This window comes from Halomonas sp. DQ26W (assembly GCF_003339685.1).
Taxonomy (GTDB): domain Bacteria; phylum Pseudomonadota; class Gammaproteobacteria; order Pseudomonadales; family Halomonadaceae; genus Halomonas.
Genome location: NZ_QPKI01000043.1, coordinates 13,275 through 16,889, shown reverse-complemented (window position 1 = coordinate 16,889; position 3,615 = coordinate 13,275). Strand labels below are relative to the sequence as shown.

4 protein-coding genes are annotated in these 3,615 nt (G+C 60.0%); all 4 read left to right on the top strand.

The genetic code is table 11. The features are described 5' to 3' along the window. Positions 1-367 precede the first annotated feature (367 nt). The 4 genes from DU490_RS16320 to DU490_RS16305 all read left to right on the top strand — a co-directional run bounded on the left by DU490_RS16320 (position 368) and on the right by DU490_RS16305 (position 3,364). A complete protein-coding gene (locus DU490_RS16320) occupies positions 368-601 on the top strand; it encodes a DUF2281 domain-containing protein (RefSeq protein ID WP_114575287.1) in 234 nt (77 codons plus the stop codon). Continuing rightward, positions 598-963, top strand: coding sequence for a type II toxin-antitoxin system PemK/MazF family toxin (locus DU490_RS16315; RefSeq protein WP_114575286.1), 366 nt, complete (start codon positions 598-600; stop codon positions 961-963). Before DU490_RS16320 ends, DU490_RS16315 begins: the two co-directional genes overlap by 4 nt. 1,475 nt (positions 964-2,438) lie before the next feature. After that, the gene (locus DU490_RS16310) at positions 2,439-2,651 is read left to right on the top strand and encodes a hypothetical protein (protein ID WP_114575285.1); all 213 of its coding nucleotides are present in this window, start codon (positions 2,439-2,441) and stop codon (positions 2,649-2,651) included. After that, on the top strand, positions 2,648-3,364 hold the full coding sequence (locus DU490_RS16305) for a nucleotidyl transferase AbiEii/AbiGii toxin family protein (RefSeq protein ID WP_114575284.1): 717 nt from the start codon (positions 2,648-2,650) through the stop codon (positions 3,362-3,364). Before DU490_RS16310 ends, DU490_RS16305 begins: the two co-directional genes overlap by 4 nt. The last annotated feature ends 251 nt before the right edge of the window (positions 3,365-3,615 follow it).

The following is a 3,615-nucleotide window of genomic DNA, read 5'->3' as shown; positions in this document are numbered from 1 at the left end:
GTAGGAGAATCTTTAGATCACGACTGGAGGCCGAAGGCCTCCCGGCGGTGTTGCCGATGGTAGCGACCACCGCCAACGCCGGCGGCCTCCACCAAGGCGCCTGCCGGCGCCAGTCGCGATGAAAACCAGCGCTCCAACAGCTGCCTTTTCCTGCCATAACAGGCGACTACCACCCTGTAGGAGAATCTTTAGATCACGACTGGAGGCTGAAAGCCTCCCGGCGGTGTTGCCGATGGTAGCGACCACCGCCAACGCCGGCGGCCTCCACCAAGGCGCCTGCTGAGTCTTATGCGTAATCAGGTGGTTTTTTTGACTCACCCAGAGTTGCTGGCTATTCTATAACATTGGTGATGCAGGAGATTTCCTTGTGCAACTTGAAGAGCTTATTCAACGTGTTAGCCGCCTGCCTCCGGATCGACAAGAAGAGGTTATGGATTTCATTGCCTTTCTCGAACATCGTTATGGACAATGCCGTAATCAAGGTCAGGAGGATTGGACCAACCATGAATTCCAGACCATGAGTCTGGATCAAGCCATGCGAGGACAGGAAGGCGAGCCGGATCTCTATACGGAAGCAGATCTGAAAGAGCGCTGGCAATGAAGCAATCAGGCCAGATTGCTCTCATGCCATTTCCCTACACCAATCTTGCTTCAAGCAAGAAACGTCCCGTTCTGTTGCTGCGCCAATTGGATCACGCCCACGATGATTGGCTAGTCTGCATGGTGTCATCGCAACTTCACCAAGCTCACCCGCAACTGGATTGGGTCTTGTCGCCTGGACATGATGAGTTTCTGGCTTCAGGCTTGAAAGTGGCCAGTGTCTTTCGCTTATCTCGGCTCGCCATACTGGACGGCTCGCTGCTATTGGGACAGCTTGGGTTGGTATCCGATGCTCGCCTCAACGAGCTGAGACGTCGTTTGGCATTATGGGTGCAAGGCGGTGCTGCTGGAATCGCCCAATAAGCGGAATTCCTGCAACTGCCAAACCCCATAATTCGAAAATTTCGTTGTCGGAACATCGTCAGATCACGACTGGAGGCTGAAAGCCTCCCGGCGGTGTTGCCATGGTCGCGGTTATTGCCAGCGCGGCAGCCTCCGCCAAGGCGCCTACCGGCGCCTGACGGCGCCAGTCGCGATGCGGAGCAGCGCTCCAACAGCGATCCTTTCCACCGACGGTGCCACGTCGTTGTTGGAGTATCTTCAGATCACGACTGGAGGCCGAAGGACTCCCGGCGGTGTTGCCGGTGCCGGCGGCCTCCGCCAACGTTGCGGCCTCCGCCGAGGCGCCTGACGGCGCCAGTCGCGATGGGAACCAGCGCTCCAACAATGATTCTTTCTACCGACGGTGCCACGCCGCTGCCGGAGTAGCTTCAGCTCACGACTGGAGGCCACAGGCCTCCCGGCGGGGTTGCCGGTGCCGGCGGCCTCCGCCAACGTTGCGGCCTCCGCCGAGGCGCCTACCGGCGCCAGTCGCGATGCGGAGCAGCGCTCCAACAATGATTCTTTCTACCGACGGTGCCACGCCATTTTGTAGGAGCATCTTCAGATCGCGACTGGAGGCCGCAGGACTCCCGGCGGGGTTGCCGATGGTGGCGATCACCGCCAACGCCGGCGGCCTCCGCCAACGTGGCGGTCTCCGCCGATGCGCCTACCGGCGCCTGACGGCGCCAGTCGCGATGCGGAGCAGCGCTCCAACAGCTGTTTTCTCCACCGACGGTGCCACGTAGTTGTTGGAGTATCTTCAGATCACGACTGGAGGCCGAAGGACTCCCGGCGGTGTTGCCGATGGTGGCGATAACAGCTGCCGTTGCGGCCTCCGCCAAGGCGCCTACCGGCGCCAGTCGCGATGCGGAGCAGCGCTCCAACAGCGATCCTTTCCACCGACGGTGCCACGTCGTTGTTGGAGTATCTTCAGATCACGACTGGAGGCCGAAGGACTCCCGGCGGTGTTGCCGATGGTCGCGGTCACCGCCAACGCCGGCGGCCTCCGCCAAGGCGCCTACCGGCGCCAGTCGCGATGGGGACCAGCGCTCCAACAGCGATTCGTTCCACCGACGGTGCCACGCCATTTTGTAGGAGCATCTTCAGATCGCGACTGGAGGCCGCAGGCCTCCCGGCGGTGTTGCCGATGGTGGCGATCACCGCCAACGCCGGCGGCCTCCGCCAAGGCGCCTACCGGCGCCAGTCGCGATGCGGAGCAGCGCTCCAACAGCGATCCTTTCCACCGACGGTGCCACGTCGTTGTTGGAGTATCTTCAGATCACGACTGGAGGCCGCAGGCCTCCCGGCGGTGTTGCCGATGGTGGCGGTCATTGCCACCAATGACGATCACGACTAGCAGGCTGCCACCTGGCCTATCCATACACGCTTTGACTCGGCCAGTACTGCAGATTACTCTTGAGTAGTGCATACAACGAGTCTTGGCAACCGGCAGAATCATGGAAACGACGCTGATCAATCGACACAGGTACCCTGAGCTTGATCTGATCCTTTGGGATCGGGCCGAGACATTTGTCGAGCCCGACGTCGCATTTCGTCTATACGAAGAGCGCTGGCGCTTCGTTGACCAGGACCGTCTCGAGGAGGAGGAAAAGCAGTTGATCCTCAAACTCAAGAAAGCCTATGGCCACGGACACATGCTGGTAGCATGACGTACCGCCGAGCGCACCATCGCGCCATTGGCCAGCTACTCACACATTTCGATGCCGATTTTCTTGCAGCTAACAACATCCTGTTTGGCGGTGGCACCAGAATCGCCCTTGAACTGCATGAATTCCGCGAATCGGTGGATATAGACCTGTTCTGTATCGGCCGATCTGCCTATCGAGCGGCCAGATCAGCTATCACGTCGCTAAGCTTTGGCCCCCTCTTGCTGCCAGGCCACACTTTGGCGCTGTTGAACGACCGAGAAATACGGGCGGATCGAGATGCCATTCGAGCGCTACTTGAAGGCCCAGGCCATCCCATCAAGCTTGAAATCATTCATTTCGACAACGAAGCGATCAAACCTGACCCCCGATCTCAACTCTTTCCCATCCCTTGCGTTGGGAAGGAAGGATGCTTTGCCACGAAGCTGACCGCCAATGCCGATCGTTACATGAATCACAGTAAGGATATTCTGGATCTGTGCATGATGCGCCGAGAGTGGGGAGAAATACCCGAGGCAGCATGGAAGATCGCCTGTGAGGAGTATGGGGAAGGCGTCATTCTGCGGGGATTGGGCGGCGCCCTCAGCCGCGTGGTAGCCAATCAACACGCTGCACTCGAGCACGCGACAATGTCTCTTCAGATGGAAGAGGTCTTGGCCAAAGAGCTAATCTCCACGCAAGCGCCGGAATGGCTCGGCAAGCTCGGCTTGCACTAGGCTTGGCCAGGGCAGTCCTCAGGTGGCGATCACCGCCAACGTTGCGGCCTCCGCCAAGGCGCCTACCGGCGCCAGTCGCGATGCGGAGCAGCGCTCCAACAAGGTCGGCAAATACTGCACTGTCGGAGTATCTTCAGATCACGACTGGAGGCCGAAGGACTCCCGGCGGTGTTGCCGGTGCCGGCGACCATCGCCTACGCCGTGGCCTCCGCCGAGGCGCCTACCGGCGCCAGTCGCGATGCGGAGCAGCG

What these genes read in the sequence shown, in the direction of transcription:
- DU490_RS16315 (WP_114575286.1), top strand. Translation starts at nt 598, where the DNA reads ATGAAGCAATCAGGCCAGATTGCTCTCATGCCATTTCCCTACACCAAT.
- DU490_RS16310 (WP_114575285.1), top strand. Translation starts at nt 2,439, where the DNA reads ATGGAAACGACGCTGATCAATCGACACAGGTACCCTGAGCTTGATCTG.
- DU490_RS16305 (WP_114575284.1), top strand. Translation starts at nt 2,648, where the DNA reads ATGACGTACCGCCGAGCGCACCATCGCGCCATTGGCCAGCTACTCACA.